Origin of the sequence: Streptomyces sp. AM6-12, from assembly GCF_044327085.1 — a bacterium.
Lineage (GTDB): Bacteria > Actinomycetota > Actinomycetes > Streptomycetales > Streptomycetaceae > Streptomyces.
Window position 1 is genome coordinate 3940307 of sequence record NZ_JBIQWN010000001.1, and the last position, 14830, is coordinate 3955136.

Annotated in this window: 7 protein-coding genes and 3 rRNA genes; 6 read left to right on the top strand and 4 right to left on the bottom strand. The window is 67.1% G+C overall.

The genetic code is table 11. The annotated features are described in order from the left end of the window. Nucleotides 1–14: 14 nt before the first annotated feature. Both ACE4Q9_RS17810 and ACE4Q9_RS17815 read right to left on the bottom strand, forming a co-directional pair. Complete coding sequence (locus ACE4Q9_RS17810; protein ID WP_397985205.1) at nucleotides 15–1832, bottom strand: sigma-70 family RNA polymerase sigma factor; 1818 nt, start codon at nucleotides 1830–1832, stop codon at nucleotides 15–17. 214 nt (nucleotides 1833–2046) lie between these two features. Beyond that, a complete protein-coding gene (locus tag ACE4Q9_RS17815) occupies nucleotides 2047–2850 on the bottom strand; it encodes a TetR/AcrR family transcriptional regulator (protein WP_397985206.1) in 804 nt (267 codons plus the stop codon). A gap of 377 nt (nucleotides 2851–3227) precedes the next feature. On the opposite strand from ACE4Q9_RS17815, the gene ACE4Q9_RS17820 reads away from it, so the two are divergent. Together ACE4Q9_RS17820 and ACE4Q9_RS17825 are read left to right on the top strand one after the other, a co-directional pair. After that, entirely contained in the window at nucleotides 3228–4592 is a 1365-nt protein-coding gene (locus ACE4Q9_RS17820; protein WP_397985207.1) for an NAD(P)/FAD-dependent oxidoreductase, read from the top strand. A 133-nt stretch (nucleotides 4593–4725) separates the two neighbouring features. After that, nucleotides 4726–6381, top strand: a complete 1656-nt coding sequence (locus ACE4Q9_RS17825) for a SpoIIE family protein phosphatase (protein ID WP_397987254.1) — start codon at nucleotides 4726–4728, stop codon at nucleotides 6379–6381. A gap of 120 nt (nucleotides 6382–6501) precedes the next feature. On the opposite strand, the gene ACE4Q9_RS17830 is transcribed toward ACE4Q9_RS17825, so the two are convergent. Beyond that, complete coding sequence (locus tag ACE4Q9_RS17830) at nucleotides 6502–7776, bottom strand: MDR family MFS transporter (RefSeq protein WP_397987255.1); 1275 nt, start codon at nucleotides 7774–7776, stop codon at nucleotides 6502–6504. 122 nt (nucleotides 7777–7898) lie between these two features. On the opposite strand from ACE4Q9_RS17830, the gene ACE4Q9_RS17835 reads away from it, so the two are divergent. The 4 genes from ACE4Q9_RS17835 to rrf all read left to right on the top strand — a co-directional run bounded on the left by ACE4Q9_RS17835 (nucleotide 7899) and on the right by rrf (nucleotide 14199). Further along, nucleotides 7899–8447, top strand: coding sequence for a MarR family winged helix-turn-helix transcriptional regulator (locus ACE4Q9_RS17835; protein ID WP_397985208.1), 549 nt, complete (start codon nucleotides 7899–7901; stop codon nucleotides 8445–8447). A 635-nt stretch (nucleotides 8448–9082) separates the two neighbouring features. Next, nucleotides 9083–10607: ribosomal RNA gene (locus tag ACE4Q9_RS17840) — 16S ribosomal RNA — on the top strand. Nucleotides 10608–10887: 280 nt separating this feature from the next. Further along, a 23S ribosomal RNA gene (locus ACE4Q9_RS17845) occupies nucleotides 10888–14007 on the top strand. Between the two features lie 75 nt (nucleotides 14008–14082). Next, a 5S ribosomal RNA gene (rrf, locus tag ACE4Q9_RS17850) occupies nucleotides 14083–14199 on the top strand. The 16S, 23S and 5S rRNA genes sit together here, the layout of an rRNA operon. Before the next feature lie 70 nt (nucleotides 14200–14269). Here rrf and ACE4Q9_RS17855 read toward each other — a convergent pair. Next, the gene (locus tag ACE4Q9_RS17855) at nucleotides 14270–14818 is read right to left on the bottom strand and encodes a cysteine hydrolase family protein (protein ID WP_397985209.1); all 549 of its coding nucleotides are present in this window, start codon (nucleotides 14816–14818) and stop codon (nucleotides 14270–14272) included. Nucleotides 14819–14830: the final 12 nt, after the last annotated feature.

Consider the following 14830-nt stretch of genomic DNA (forward strand, 5'->3'; position numbering starts at 1 on the left):
CCGGGTGAACCGGGCTACCGGCAGGTGAACCGGGACCGAGCCCAGTCCGCCAGCGCCATCCGGTCGAAGGGGGCGCGGTGCGGGCGCACCACGAGCTGCACGGTCCGCCGCCCGGTGAGGTCCACATGGACGGGGACGGCCCGGTCGCGGCCCTTGACCAGCCCCGACTGCCACAGCGGGACCCCGTCGGCGTAGACGGCGAAGGTCACCTTGCCCAGGCCGAGGGTCATGTCGTCCACGCCGGCCACCGCGTCGTACGCGGTGCACTGCCGGTTGAGGTCGATGGTCACGGAGGACTCGCCGCGCACGGTCGCGCCGTGCGCGTACCGAGTGCCGCCGACCTCCAGGCCGTACCGCTGCCACACCCAGCTGCTCGCGCCGAGCGCGATCTCGGGCCGGGTGCCGTCGCCGCTCACGTCGTAGCCCAGCTCGCTGAGCTGGTAGACGACGGGGGGCGCCGGGGGAGGGGGCTTCGGGGTCGGGGTGGGTCTGGGCGTGGGCGTGGGCTTGGGGCTGGGCTTCGGGGGTGCGGGCTTCGGCGACGGCTTCGGCGGGGGTGCCGGGGCCGGGGTGGGCGCCGGCGCGGGTGCGGTGGGCGCCGCCGGCTTCGGCGCCGGCTTCGGGACGGGCTTCGGCTTCGGCGGGGCGGGCGTCGGGGGAGGCGTGCGCACGACGACCGGCGGCGGCGCGGCGGGCTTGGCGACCTCCTTCGCCGGATGGCCGTCGTACACCAGGCCGAAGGCCACCGCGGCGGCGGCGACCGCGACGACACCGGCGGCGATGCCCGCCTTGACCGGCGCCCCGATCGCTTCGGAGGCGGCCCCGCCCGCGGCACCGGACCCGCCGGAGGACCCGCCCGCCGCGGCGGCCGCCCCCGCGGCACCCGCGGCCCCGGCCCCCGCGCCGCCCGCGACCAGGCCGAGCGCCTTGGCATACCCGGCGGCCCCGAACCAGCCGATGACCGCGACCGGCACGACCGCGGGAATGCCCCCCGCGACCTCCTCGATCTGCGCCGCCGCGAGCCGGCACCTGGCGCACTCCTCCAGATGCTTGCGCAGGCCCCGCTCGGCGCGCACGCGCAGCTTGCGGCGGGCGTAACCGCCGAGCTGGTCGGCGTAGCGGGCGCACTCCGCGTCCTCGGTGAGGGTGGTGCTGACATGCGCCTGGAGGTACGCCTGCTTCAGCCCCTCGCGGGCGCGGCTGGCGAGCACGCGGGTGCCGTTGGCGTCCAGCCCGAACAGGACGGCGACCTCGCTCGGGGACTCGTCCTCCACCTCGGTGTGCCACAGCACGGCCTGCCAGCGCTCGGGCAGCGAACGGAACGCCCGCATGGCCATGGACTGTTCGGCCTCGTGCAACGCCCGTACGTCGGCTCCGAGTTCAAGGGTGTCGTCGTCGGACACCGCCGAGGAGCGGGCGGCCTGCTGGGCGAACGTGGCGAAGTCGTCCACGAGTTGCTCGCGCCGGGCCGAGCTGACCCAGTGCGCGGCGACCCGTCGTACCGAGGTCAGCAGATAGGCCCGTACGGCGTGCTCGGGACCGGAGCCGCCGCGCACGGCCTGGAGCATCCGGGCGAACACCTCGGCGGTCAGGTCGTCGGCGGTGTGCGCGTCCCGGCAGCAGGTGCGCGCGTACCGGCGCACCGCGGCCGCGTGCCGCCGGTACAGCTCCTCGTACGCGGAGTCGTCGCCGCCCCGCATCCGCTCGATCAGCTCGGCGTCACCGGCCGGCATGCCCCGCTGCACCGGGACGTGCCAGTTGCTCGTCCGGCGCCCCTGGCTGGGCACCTGGGCCCCGGCGCCCTCGTCCTCACGCGCCCCGTCAGCACTCATCGCGGAACGCCCCCGCCCCAGCCCGACATCACCGCCTCAGCGTGCCACATCGTCATTTCTTCAACGACCCCCTCCGCCTCCTGTCACCCGTCCGAGGGGACTCGCGGAGAAACGCCCACGAAAAGAGGAGCCAGGCGAAAGGCCGCCCGCGCCCTCCGAGTGTGAAGATCGCTCGGGTGACGCGGGCGGCCGGAAATCCCCGCCGACGGCGCGGTCAGGCGATCGCCGGCCGGGACCGCAGACCCTCCAGCAGGATGTCCAGCAGCCGCGCCGAAGCCGCCGCCTGCTGCGCGGCATCCGGCAGCGACGGCGCCGCCGTGGCGATCACCAGCAGCACATCGGAGACGGACACATCGGCCCGCAGCTCCCCGGCCGCCCGCGCCCGCTCCACCAGCCGCCCCACGACCGCGAGCAGCTCCCCGGCCCCGGCGTCCTCCGCGGGGCCGGACTCCTCCCCCACGAGCCGCAGTTCACCGGTGGGGGGCTGGAGCCGCTGCTGCGGCACACGAGTCTCCCCGACGACCGGACCGACCGAGCGGACCCCGTCCACCGGATCCCCGGCGCCCTCCGCCGAGCCGACCCGCAGCACCTGCGGCGGCAGCAGCCGGCCCGCCCCCGACGCCACCGACGTGCGCAGGAACCGGGACAGCGCCGACCACGGCTCGTCCTCCTGCCCCAGCGCCGCCCGCGCCTGCTCGGTGAGCCGCGCCGTCTCCTCCTCGGCTATCCGCCGGACCAGCACGTCCTTGCTGGGAAAGCGCCGGTAGACGGTGCCGACCCCGACCCGCGCGCGCCGCGCCACGTCCTCCATCGGCGCGCCGTAGCCCAGCTCGCCGAACACCTCACGCGCCGCGCGCAGCACGTGCTCCAGATTGCGCTGTGCGTCCACCCGCAGCGGTGTCGTCCGCGCCCCGTCCGCGCGCCCGTTCGCCGTCGCGACCGCCGGCACCGCCGGCAGCGTCGAACCTGCGGTCGCCACCGCGGTGGCGGTCGACCAGTGCGTGTCCTGCATATGCATGTGTTTCCCCCCGGTGCATGACGTCTCCCCCCGGAGACACTCCCCGTCACTGATGCCGGAATGCGCGAAGGGGAACCGGTCGCCGCGGGCCGACCCGTCACAGAGCCCGAACGACCACAACCCCCACACCCCGTCGACACGAACATAGTTGAGAGGGAGTCAATTCAGAAGGGGCAGGTTCCGCACACTGCGCCCCCCGATCGGAGTACGAGCCGTATACGTCCCGATTCCCGGCGCGTCCGCCCGCGCATCCGCCCCCGCTGACCTGCCCCCTTTCCACCGCCCCGGGCGCCGGGCCGGCACCGCCCGCCACGAGACCTCCGGTCACACAAATTGCCGGGCCTGTGGACAAACAACAGCGCCGGGTGCGTCATGGGATGGTGAAGGAACGTGCGCGCATTCTGGTTGTCGGCGGCGGCTACGTCGGGATGTACACGGCCCTGCGCCTCCAGCGGAAGCTGAAGGCCGAGCTGCGGCGCGGGGAGATCGGCGTCACCGTCGTCACCCCCGACCCGTACATGACGTACCAGCCCTTCCTGCCCGAGGCGGCCGCGGGCTCGATCTCCCCCCGCCATGTCGTCGTACCGCTGCGCCGTGTCCTCGACCAGTGCCATGTCGTCGTCGGCGAGGCGAAGGCCGTAGACCACGCGGCGCGCACCGTCACCGTCACCACCCTCGCCACCGCCGACGCGGGCCGCACCGAACTCTTCCGCTACGACGAACTGGTGCTCGCCCCCGGCTCCGTCGCCCGCACCCTGCCCATCCCCGGCCTCGCCGAGCACGGCATCGGCTTCAAGACCGTCGAGGAGGCCATCGCGCTGCGCAACCACGTCATCGAACAGATGGACATCGCCTCCTCCACCCGCGACCCCGCGATCCGCGACGCCGCCCTCACCTTCGTCTTCGTCGGCGGCGGCTACGCGGGCGTCGAAGCCCTCGCCGAACTGGAGGACATGGCCCGCTACGCCGCCCGCTACTACCACAACGTCCGCGCCGAGGACATGCGATGGATCCTCGTCGAGGCGAGCGACCGCATCCTGCCCGAGGTCGGCGCCGACCTGGGCCGCTACACCGTCACCCAGCTGCGCCGCCGCAACATCCAGGTGCTGCTCGGGACCCGCCTGGAATCCTGCGCCGACCGGGTCGCCGTGCTCAGCGACGGCCAGCGCTTCCCGACCCGTACGGTCGTCTGGACCGCCGGCGTGAGACCGCACCCACTGCTCGCCGCCACCGATCTGCCGCTCACCCACCACGGCAAGCTGCGATGTACGGCCCGGCTCACCGTCGACGGCACCGAGCACGCCTGGGGCGCGGGCGACGCCGCGGCCGTACCCGACGTCACCGCCGCCGGACCCGGCACCCTCACCGCGCCCAACGCCCAGCACGCCGTACGCCAGGCCAGGGTCCTCGGTGACAACCTTGTCCACACCCTGCGCGGCGAACCCCTGGAGACCTACGCGCACGCCAACGCGGGTTCCGTCGCCTCCCTCGGCCTGCACCAGGGCGTCGCACAGGTCTACGGGCGGCGGCTGAAGGGCTACCCTGCCTGGTTCATGCACCGCGTGTATCACCTCAGCAGGGTGCCCACCGTCAACCGCAAGGCCCGCGTGCTCGCCGAATGGGTCCTCTCCGGACTCTTCAAACGGGAGATCGTCTCGCTCGGTTCACTCGAACACCCGCGCGCCGAGTTCGAACTCGCGGCCAGGGGAAAGCATCCTCACGACCCGAAGGGGTCGTCCTGACCGGATCCAGGAACTCCACGGCCCGCCCCACCGTCTGACGGATGTCGCCCGCCGCGGCCGGCTCCCTGCCAGACTGCCCCACGACATCGGACGGGCTCCCGCCCGCCCTAGCACCCACGAGGCCTTGCCCACAGTGAACTTCACGCGCTGGAGCGCCCGGCTCCCCGGAACGCAGCGCCGCGCCGCCGCGCGGACCGAGACCGCGGTACCCCCGGACCGGCGAGGGGAAGGCTCCGTGCCCGCGGCCCGCACCGGGGGCCCCGCCGACGGGTCCGGCCCGCTGCCCGCCGTCGACGCGCTGCCCGCCCGCGACGTCCTCGACCGCGTCCCGGCCCTCGTCGCCCTCCTACACGGCCCCGACCACCGCCTCGCCTACGTCAACGAGGCCTATACGACCGCCTTCGGCACCCGCCCCACCGGCGCCCCCGCCCGCGAGGCCCTGCCCGAACTCGCCGGACTGGGCCTGCTCCCGCTCCTCGACCAGGTGCTGCGCAGCGGCCGCCCCCGCACCCTGAAGTCCCGCCGCGCGGTCGACGGCCGCTCGTACACCTTCACCTGCACCCCCGTCGCCGAGGGCGGCGACGGGGGCGACGGCGCGGTCCTGGTCTTCGCCACCGACGTCACCGACCACGCGGAAGCCGCCGAGCGGCTGCGCGCCAGCGAACGCCGCCAGCGCGAGACCGCCGTCACCCTCCAGCGCTCCCTGCTCCCGCAGGACCTGGAGGAACCCGACGACCTGCGCATCGCCGCCACCTACCAGCCCGGCGGCACCGAGGCCGCGGTCGGCGGCGACTGGTACGACGTGATCACCCTCGGCGGCGGCCGCACCGCGCTCGTCATCGGCGACGTCATGGGCCGGGGCGTGCGCGCCGCCGCCGTCATGGGCCAGCTGCGCACCGGCGCCCGCGCCTACGCCCGCCTCGACCTGCCCCCGCACGAAGTGCTCCAGCTCCTCGACGGCCTCGCCACCGAGATCGACCCCCACCAGATCGCCACCTGCGTCTACGCCGTCCACGACCCCAACGAGGGCCGGCTGGTGTACGCCTCCGCCGGACACCTGCCCATCCTGGTCCGCGACGAGAACGGCACGGTCTCCCGCGCCGACGAACCCACCGGACCGCCCCTCGGCACCGGCGGCTGGATGCACTCCTCCGGCTCGATCGCCCTGGCCCCCGGCTCCACTGCGGTCCTCTACACCGACGGCCTGGTGGAGCGCAGGAACGAAGACCTGGACGAGGGCATCGCCGCCCTGGAACGCGCCCTGGCCGGTGCCACCGGCTCCCCCCAGGTGATCTGCGACCGCCTGGTCCGCTCGGCCGGCGTCACCGCCGACCATGACGACGACGTGGCCGTGCTCGTCCTCCAGCACCCGGCCCGCACCGGTCCCGACGGCGACCTCTTCCGGGGCGCGGCCCTGGACCTCCTCGGCGGGGTCGAGGCCGCCCCGCGCGCCCGCGCCTTCGCCTCCGGCGTCCTGACCAGCTGGCGCTTCCCCACCGAACTGCACGACCTCGGCGTCCTCGCCACCAGCGAACTCGTCGCCAACAGCCTCCAGCACGGCACCCCGCCCATGCGCCTGCGGCTGCGCCGCACCGACCGCCGCCTCATCGTGGAGGTCACCGACGGCGACGACCACCTCCCCCGGCGCCGCCGCGCCGAACCGGCCGACGAGTCCGGCCGGGGCATCGCCATCGTCGCCACCATCGCCTCCGCCTGGGGCTGCCGCCGCACCCCGGACGGCGGTAAGGCCGTCTGGTGCGAGTTCCCGCTGCCGAAACCGAGACCCTGACCGGCGACGCGGCAAGCAGCCGGGGCACGATCCAAGCCGCGCACGAGCGGCCACCACGACGCGAAGACCGGTGGGCACGCTCGCGCACCCACCGGTCTTCACCAATTCACCCGCGGAGCGTCACGCCTCCGCGGCCACCGGCTCCGCGGGAGCCCCGCCCCGGCTGACCACACGGCTCCCCCGCACCGACCACGGCCGGTCCTGCGCCACCGTGAGCTGCCGCCCGAGCCGCAGCGCCAGATACGTGATGCCCAGCGAGAACAGCACGAAGGTCACGATGTACGGCGCGTGCAGCGACGCCCCGAGAGGACCGCCCACCGCCGGACCGACGGCCAGCGCCAGCTGCTTGACCAGCGCGAACGCCGAGTTGTACTGGCCGGCCAGACCCTCCGGCGCCAGATCGGCGACCAGCGGGGCGACCGTCGGCGACAGCATCGCCTCGCCGAGACCGAACAGCGCGTACGTCGACACGAACGCGGCTGTCGCCATCTCCTGGCTGCCGTGCCCGAGCCCCGCGTACCCCGCGGCCAGCCAGGCCACCGCCCAGACCAGGCCCACCAGGGCGATCACACGGGTGCGCCGGGCACGCTCCACGAACCGCAGCACGGCGAACTGGGCGACCACGATCATCAGCGTGTTCGCGGCCAGGGCCGTGCCCAGCGTGGAGGTGGATATCCCGGCGGCCTCCACGCCGTACGCGCTCAGACCCGACTCGAACTGCCCGTAGCAGGCGAAGAACAGCACGAAGCCCAGCACGCACAGCTGCACCATCGCGCGGTTGCCGAGCAGCCGCTTCCAGCTGCCCTTCGCGGACGCGGGCGCGTCCTCCACGCGGGGGGAGTGCGGCATCCGCACGGTCGCCATCACCACGACCAGCAGCAGGAACATCGCCGCCTCGATCGCGAACAGCAGGGTGAACGAGGACACGCGCGTGGTGTCGACCAGGTGACCGCCGATGAGGCCGCCGATGCCGAGGCCCAGGTTCTGGAGGAAGAACTGCATCGCGAACGCCCGGGAGCGGGTGTCCGCGCTGGAGCAGTCCACGATCATCGTGGCCAGCGCCGGCTGCATCACGGCCTGGCCGGCACCGAGCGCCGAGGCGGCGAGCAGCACCGACCAGGCGCTGCCCGCGAGCCCCAGGCTCAGCGCTCCGAAGGCGGCGGTGACCAGGGCGGCGAGCAGGACCGGCAGCGGGCCGCGCCGCACGATCGCCCGGCCGGCGAACGGCAGCACGATCAGCGCGGCCACGGCGAAGACGGCGAGCACGAGTCCCGCCGTCATGGCCCCCAGTCCCCGCACCTGCGCCACATAGACGTACAGATACGGAACCGTGAAGCCGAGTCCGAATGCGCTGAGTGCGTTGCCCACGTGGATCCGGCGCATCGCAGCGCCCATCGCCCTGGTCACGTTCACCTCTTTCACTAGTTAGGAGTGAAGACTTCAAAGCTAAAGTTCGAAGCTAAAGAGTACACAGTGAAGGACTTCAAGGCAAAGCGGCCGCGTGCCATACTCGGGCCATGGCCGACACCGCCGGCATCACAGAGCCGACCCTCGAAGAACAGATCGCCGCCTACCAGCGCGAGTTCCAGGACCTCGACCCGCAGGTCGAGAAGATCGTGTCGGCCCTGTCCCGGCTCAACCGCCGGATGAACGTCGCGTACGGCCGCCAGACCGCCGCCCTCGGCATCAGCAACGCCGAGTGGGAGGTGCTCAAGGCGCTGGTCCTCTCCGGTGCCCCGTACCGGCTGGGCCCCAGCGACCTCGCCAAGCGCCTCGGCCTCACCCCGGCCGCCATGACCCACCGGATCGACCGCATGGTCACCGAGGGTCTGGTCACGCGGGAGCGCGACGAGGCCAACCGGGTGCGGGTCATCATCGAACTGACGCCCGAGGGCCGCGAGAAGTGGCTGGAGGCGATGCGCCTCGCGACGGTCTTCGAGGAGGACCTGCTCCAGGACCTCACCCCGGCCGAGCGCTCGGTCCTCGGGGAGGTCCTCACCACGCTGCTGCGCCGGGTGGAACACGCCCAGCCGGACGCCGGCGGCCGCCTCAGCGACCTCGACTGAGGCAGCGGAAAAGATCTTGACAGGGGATGGTTGACACGCCCCGGTCCGGTCCGTAGAGTTCTTCGGGTTGCCGCAGAGCCGTAGTGTCTCCGCGGTGGCACCTCAGCCGCTTCGAGCGGTACCTCTCACACCAACAGCGCGATCTCCCTCCGGGTTGATTTCGGCATGCCTGAATTCAATTCGAATAGGGATTCGGCGGCCCGATTGGGAATTGCCGGAGTGATCCGCTAAGGTTTGAGACGTCGGAACGGCCCAACGGTCGGGAAGACAAGCCCCGCTGACTGGGGGTCAGACACCGAAAGGGTCTGATAGAGTCGGAACCGCCGGAAAGGGAAACGCGAGAGCGGGAACCTGGAAGGCACCGAGGAAATCGGATCGCGAAGATCTGATAGAGTCGGAAACACGAAGGGAAGCCCGGAGGAAAGCCCGAGAGGGTGAGTACAAAGGAAGCGACCGTTCCTTGAGAACTCAACAGCGTGCCAAAAGTCAACGCCAGATATGTTGATACCCCGTCTCCGGTCATCACGATCGGGACGTGGTTCCTTTGAAATAAACACAGCGAGGACGCTGTGAACGGTCGGACTATTCCTCCGACCGTTCCGCTCTCGTGGTGCTCACCGGATTACCGGTAAACATTCACGGAGAGTTTGATCCTGGCTCAGGACGAACGCTGGCGGCGTGCTTAACACATGCAAGTCGAACGATGAAGCCCTTCGGGGTGGATTAGTGGCGAACGGGTGAGTAACACGTGGGCAATCTGCCCTGCACTCTGGGACAAGCCCTGGAAACGGGGTCTAATACCGGATATGACCGTCTTGGGCATCCTTGACGGTGTAAAGCTCCGGCGGTGCAGGATGAGCCCGCGGCCTATCAGCTTGTTGGTGAGGTAACGGCTCACCAAGGCGACGACGGGTAGCCGGCCTGAGAGGGCGACCGGCCACACTGGGACTGAGACACGGCCCAGACTCCTACGGGAGGCAGCAGTGGGGAATATTGCACAATGGGCGAAAGCCTGATGCAGCGACGCCGCGTGAGGGATGACGGCCTTCGGGTTGTAAACCTCTTTCAGCAGGGAAGAAGCGAGAGTGACGGTACCTGCAGAAGAAGCGCCGGCTAACTACGTGCCAGCAGCCGCGGTAATACGTAGGGCGCAAGCGTTGTCCGGAATTATTGGGCGTAAAGAGCTCGTAGGCGGCTTGTCACGTCGGTTGTGAAAGCCCGGGGCTTAACCCCGGGTCTGCAGTCGATACGGGCAGGCTAGAGTTCGGTAGGGGAGATCGGAATTCCTGGTGTAGCGGTGAAATGCGCAGATATCAGGAGGAACACCGGTGGCGAAGGCGGATCTCTGGGCCGATACTGACGCTGAGGAGCGAAAGCGTGGGGAGCGAACAGGATTAGATACCCTGGTAGTCCACGCCGTAAACGGTGGGCACTAGGTGTGGGCAACATTCCACGTTGTCCGTGCCGCAGCTAACGCATTAAGTGCCCCGCCTGGGGAGTACGGCCGCAAGGCTAAAACTCAAAGGAATTGACGGGGGCCCGCACAAGCGGCGGAGCATGTGGCTTAATTCGACGCAACGCGAAGAACCTTACCAAGGCTTGACATACACCGGAAAGCATTAGAGATAGTGCCCCCCTTGTGGTCGGTGTACAGGTGGTGCATGGCTGTCGTCAGCTCGTGTCGTGAGATGTTGGGTTAAGTCCCGCAACGAGCGCAACCCTTGTCCCGTGTTGCCAGCAGGCCCTTGTGGTGCTGGGGACTCACGGGAGACCGCCGGGGTCAACTCGGAGGAAGGTGGGGACGACGTCAAGTCATCATGCCCCTTATGTCTTGGGCTGCACACGTGCTACAATGGCCGGTACAATGAGCTGCGATACCGTGAGGTGGAGCGAATCTCAAAAAGCCGGTCTCAGTTCGGATTGGGGTCTGCAACTCGACCCCATGAAGTCGGAGTCGCTAGTAATCGCAGATCAGCATTGCTGCGGTGAATACGTTCCCGGGCCTTGTACACACCGCCCGTCACGTCACGAAAGTCGGTAACACCCGAAGCCGGTGGCCCAACCCCTTGTGGGAGGGAGCTGTCGAAGGTGGGACCAGCGATTGGGACGAAGTCGTAACAAGGTAGCCGTACCGGAAGGTGCGGCTGGATCACCTCCTTTCTAAGGAGCAATAGCCGACTGCAAGCAAGTGTCTTGCACGGTTGCTCATGGGTGGAACGTTGACTACTCGGCACACTTCGGATGGCTTCTCTTCCTAGTACTGCTTCGGCGTGGAACGGATGAAGGATGCAGCGGAGGGTGTCGGGCACGCTGTTGGGTGTCTGAGGGAATGATCTTTTCCTCAGTCGCCGGCCCCAGTGCACTCGGACTCGTTGGTGGGTTCGGGGTGATGGGTGGCTGGTCGTTGTTTGAGAACTGCACAGTGGACGCGAGCATCTGTGGCCAAGTTTTTAAGGGCGCACGGTGGATGCCTTGGCACCAGGAACCGATGAAGGACGTGGGAGGCCGCGATAGTCCCCGGGGAGTCGTCAACCAGGCTTTGATCCGGGGGTTTCCGAATGGGGAAACCCGGCAGTCGTCATGGGCTGTCACCCTTGCCTGAACACATAGGGCAAGTGGAGGGAACGAGGGGAAGTGAAACATCTCAGTACCCTCAGGAAGAGAAAACAACCGTGATTCCGGGAGTAGTGGCGAGCGAAACCGGATGAGGCCAAACCGTATGCGTGTGAGACCCGGCAGGGGTTGCGTGTGCGGGGTTGTGGGATCTCTCTTCTACGGTCTGCCGGCCGTGGGGCGAGTTATAAACCGTTGATGTAGACGAAGGACATGCGAAAGGTCCGGCGTAGAGGGTAAGACCCCCGTAGTTGAAATGTCAGCGGCTTGCTTGAGAGACACCCAAGTAGCACGGGGCCCGAGAAATCCCGTGTGAATCTGGCGGGACCACCCGCTAAGCCTAAATATTCCCTGGTGACCGATAGCGGATAGTACCGTGAGGGAATGGTGAAAAGTACCCCGGGAGGGGAGTGAAATAGTACCTGAAACCGTGTGCCTACAAGCCGTGGGAGCGTCGGAAGCACTTCGGTGCTTCTCGTGACTGCGTGCCTTTTGAAGAATGAGCCTGCGAGTTTGCGGTGTGTTGCGAGGTTAACCCGTGTGGGGAAGCCGTAGCGAAAGCGAGTCCGAATAGGGCGGTTGAGTAGCACGCTCAAGACCCGAAGCGGAGTGATCTAGCCATGGGCAGGTTGAAGCGGAGGTAAGACTTCGTGGAGGACCGAACCCACCAGGGTTGAAAACCTGGGGGATGACCTGTGGTTAGGGGTGAAAGGCCAATCAAACTCCGTGATAGCTGGTTCTCCCCGAAATGCATTTAGGTGCAGCGTCGTGTGTTTCTTGCCGGAGGTAGAGCACTGGATAGGCGATGGGCCCTACCGGGTTACTGACCTTAGCCAAACTCCGAATGCCGGTAAGTGAGAGCGCGGCAGTGAGACTGTGGGGGATAAGCTCCATGGTCGAGAGGGAAACAGCCCAGAGCATCGACTAAGGCCCCTAAGCGTACGCTAAGTGGGAAAGGATGTGGAGTCGCACAGACAACCAGGAGGTTGGCTTAGAAGCAGCCACCCTTGAAAGAGTGCGTAATAGCTCACTGGTCTAGTGATTCCGCGCCGACAATGTAGCGGGGCTCAAGCGTACCGCCGAAGTCGTGTCATTGCAGCATATAGCCCTAACGGGTGTTGTGATGGGTAGGGGAGCGTCGTCTGCCGGGTGAAGCAGCACCGGAAGGTAGTTGTGGACGGTTGACGAGTGAGAATGCAGGCATGAGTAGCGATTCACACGTGAGAAACGTGTGCGCCGATTGACTAAGGGTTCCTGGGTCAAGCTGATCTGCCCAGGGTAAGTCGGGACCTAAGGCGAGGCCGACAGGCGTAGTCGATGGATAACCGGTTGATATTCCGGTACCCGCTGTGAAGCGTCAAACATCGAGCATCGTGATGCTAAGGCCGTAAAGCCGCCCCGGAGCCTTCGGGCAAAGGGGAGTGGTGGAGCCGCCGGACCAAGCGGTTAGTAGGTGAGTGATGGGGTGACGCAGGAAGGTAGTCCATCCCGGGCGGTGGTTGTCCCGGGGTAAGGGTGTAGCCCGAGTGGTAGGTAAATCCGCCACTCATCAAGGGTGAGACCTGATGCCGAGCCGATTGTGGTGAAGTGGATGATCCTATGCTGTCGAGAAAAGCCTCTAGCGAGTTTCATGGCGGCCCGTACCCTAAACCGACTCAGGTGGTCAGGTAGAGAATACCGAGGCGTTCGGGTGAACTATGGTTAAGGAACTCGGCAAAATGCCCCCGTAACTTCGGGAGAAGGGGGGCCACACCTGGTGACGATCTTTACGGTCTGAGCTGGGGGTGGCCGCAGAGACCAGCGAGAAGCGACTGTTTACTAAAAACACAGGTCCGTGCGAAGCCGTAAGGCGATGTATACGGACTGACGCCTGCCCGGTGCTGGAACGTTAAGGGGACCGGTTAGCTTGGATTCGTCCAGGCGAAGCTGAGAACTTAAGCGCCAGTAAACGGCGGTGGTAACTATAACCATCCTAAGGTAGCGAAATTCCTTGTCGGGTAAGTTCCGACCTGCACGAATGGCGTAACGACTTCTCGACTGTCTCAACCATAGGCCCGGTGAAATTGCACTACGAGTAAAGATGCTCGTTTCGCGCAGCAGGACGGAAAGACCCCGGGACCTTTACTACAGTTTGATATTGGTGTTCGGTTCGGCTTGTGTAGGATAGCTGGGAGACTGTGAAGCTCATACGCCAGTGTGGGTGGAGTCGTCGTTGAAATACCAGTCTGGTCGTGCTGGATGTCTAACCTGGGTCCGTGATCCGGATCAGGGACAGTGTCTGATGGGTAGTTTAACTGGGGCGGTTGCCTCCTAAAGGGTAACGGAGGCGCCCAAAGGTTCCCTCAGCCTGGTTGGTAATCAGGTGTTGAGTGTAAGTGCACAAGGGAGCTTGACTGTGAGACCGACGGGTCGAGCAGGGACGAAAGTCGGGACTAGTGATCCGGCGGTGGCTTGTGGAAGCGCCGTCGCTCAACGGATAAAAGGTACCCCGGGGATAACAGGCTGATCTTCCCCAAGAGTCCATATCGACGGGATGGTTTGGCACCTCGATGTCGGCTCGTCGCATCCTGGGGCTGGAGTCGGTCCCAAGGGTTGGGCTGTTCGCCCATTAAAGCGGTACGCGAGCTGGGTTTAGAACGTCGTGAGACAGTTCGGTCCCTATCCGCTGTGCGCGTAGGAGTCTTGAGAAGGGCTGTCCCTAGTACGAGAGGACCGGGACGGACGAACCTCTGGTGTGCCAGTTGTTCTGCCAAGGGCATGGCTGGTTGGCTACGTTCGGGAGGGATAACCGCTGAAAGCATCTAAGCGGGAAGCCTGCTTCGAGATGAGGACTCCCACCCACTTGATGGGGTAAGGCTCCCAGTAGACGACTGGGTTGATAGGCCGGATCTGGAAGCCAGGTGACTGGTGGAGGTGACCGGTACTAATAGGCCGAGGGCTTGTCCTCAGTTGCTCGCGTCCACTGTGTTGGTTCTGAAACCACGAACAACCAAAGTGCCGGTTGTTGATAGTTTCATAGTGTTTCGGTGGTTATAGCGTTAGGGAAACGCCCGGTTACATTCCGAACCCGGAAGCTAAGCCTTTCAGCGCCGATGGTACTGCAGGGGGGACCCTGTGGGAGAGTAGGACGCCGCCGAGCAATCATTCCGGGGAACCCCCGCACCATTGGTGCGGGGGTTTTCTGCATTCCGGGCCTGTTGCGGGTGATCTCAGAACGTCACATCGGCCGTCTTCATCGTGCCAGCCTCACGTCCCGGTGCGGACTGGCCGCTCCAGTACAGATTGGTGTGCGCGATCACCTGCTCCGGGGCCGGGGCGCCGTACTCCGTGAGGTCCTCCGTCGTGTGCGCGTCGGCGACCAGCGTCGTGTCGTAGCCCCGCACCAGGGCGCCGTGCAGCGTGGAGCGGACGCAGAAATCGCTCTGGGCGCCCGTGACCAGCACCCGTCCCACCCCGCGTTCGGCGAGGACGGATTCCAGGTCGGTGTCCTCGAAGGAGTCACGGTAGCTCTTGGCGACCAAGGGCTCGGTCTCCAGGCGCTTCAACTGCGGGACGATCTCCCAGTTCTCGGTTCCGGGCACCAAGTCCTCGTCCTGGTGCTGCACCCACACCACCGGGACACCCGCCGAGCGGGCCCTGTCGATCAGGGCGTTGACGTTCGACAGGACATCGTCCAGGCCGTAGGAGCCGGCGACGACGCCGTTCTGGAGGTCGATGACGAGGACAGCGGTGTGGGGTCGTTCTCGAAGAATGGTCATGCGACGAGATTA